Origin of the sequence: Pseudomonas agronomica (genome assembly GCF_025917275.1) — a bacterium.
GTDB lineage: Bacteria > Pseudomonadota > Gammaproteobacteria > Pseudomonadales > Pseudomonadaceae > Aquipseudomonas > Aquipseudomonas agronomica.
Genome location: NZ_JAOSHO010000813.1, coordinates 1 through 1,446, shown reverse-complemented (window position 1 = coordinate 1,446; position 1,446 = coordinate 1). Strand labels below are relative to the sequence as shown.

At 59.3% G+C, this 1,446-nt stretch carries 1 protein-coding gene; it reads right to left on the bottom strand.

The features are described 5' to 3' along the window. Window positions 1–49 precede the first annotated feature (49 nt). A complete protein-coding gene (locus tag OC610_RS27355; RefSeq protein ID WP_181290320.1) occupies window positions 50–1,345 on the bottom strand; it encodes an MFS family transporter in 1,296 nt (431 codons plus the stop codon). Window positions 1,346–1,446 lie beyond the last annotated feature (101 nt).

The window sequence follows — 1,446 nt, the reverse complement described above, 5'->3', positions numbered from 1 at the left end:
CTACAGGGCCCAGCGGGGCAATCGCTGGCCACAATGAATCAAACAAGCCTTAAAGGTCATGGTGTAAATATGCCGGCTGCTTGGGCAGGCGCAGGCTGAACAGGAACGCCACCACCATCATCACCGTGACATACCAGTAAAAGGCGTTCTCCATGCCCTGGGCTTTCAGGCTCAAGGCGACGTATTCCGCCGATCCGCCAAAAATCGCATTGGCCACTGCATAGGCCAACCCTACGCCCAGTGCCCGCACTTCGGGTGGAAACATTTCGGCTTTCACCAGGCCGCTGATGGAGGTGTAGAAACTGACGATCGCCAGCGCCAACGTGATCAGGACAAATGCCAAAAACGGGCTGCTGATGCTTTTGAGCGTCAGCAGGATTGGCACCGTGCACAGCGCCCCCAGGCCGCCGAACCAGAGCATGGAATTACGCCGGCCGATCTTGTCCGCCAGCATGCCGAACAGCGGTTGCATGCACATATAGAGAAACAGCGCGCCGGTCATGATGTAGCTGGCGGTCTTGGCGTGCAGGCCGGCGGTGTTCACCAGGTATTTCTGCATGTAAGTGGTGAAGGTATAGAAAATCAGCGAACCGCCGGCGGTGTAGCCCAGCACGGTGATGAAGGCGGCCTTGTGGCTGCGAAACAGCGCGGCGATGCTGCCGGCGTCCTTGTTTTCGCGCATTTCCTTGCTGCTGGTTTCCTTCAGGGAGCGGCGCAGGAACAGGGAAATCACGGCCGCTATCGCGCCCACCACGAACGGAATCCGCCAGCCATAGGCACGCAGTTCGTCTTCGTTGAGAAACTGTTGCAGGATCACCACCAGCGACACCGCCAGCAGTTGTCCGCCAATCAGCGTCACGTACTGGAACGACGCAAAGAAGCCACGCTGGCCTTTCAGGGCGACTTCGCTCATGTAGGTGGCGGTGGTGCCGTACTCGCCGCCCACCGACAGCCCCTGAAGCAAGCGCGCGAACAACAGCAGCAACGGTGCCCAGACACCGATGTCCTTGTAGGTGGGCAGGCAGGCGATGAGCAACGAGCCGAAACACATCATCAGCACCGAGATCATCATCGAGTTCTTGCGCCCGTGACGATCCGCCACCCGACCGAAAATCCATCCGCCGATGGGGCGCATCAGGAAGCCGGCGGCGAACACACCCGCCGTGTTGACCAGTTGCACCGTCGGGTTGTCCGACGGGAAGAAAGCCGGCGCGAAGTAAATCGCGCAGAACGCATAGACGTAGAAGTCGAACCATTCGACCAGGTTGCCGGATGAGGCACCGACGATGGCGAAGATGCGTTTGCTGCGCTCCTCACCGGTGTAGTGGCTGGTTGGGGTGGTCATGGGTTATTCACTCGTTGGGGACTTTAACGAAGTCTAGACACACTTCGTAACAGACCCGTTCCACAGTCCTGTCACCGGTGGCGAGGGAGCTTGCTCCCGCT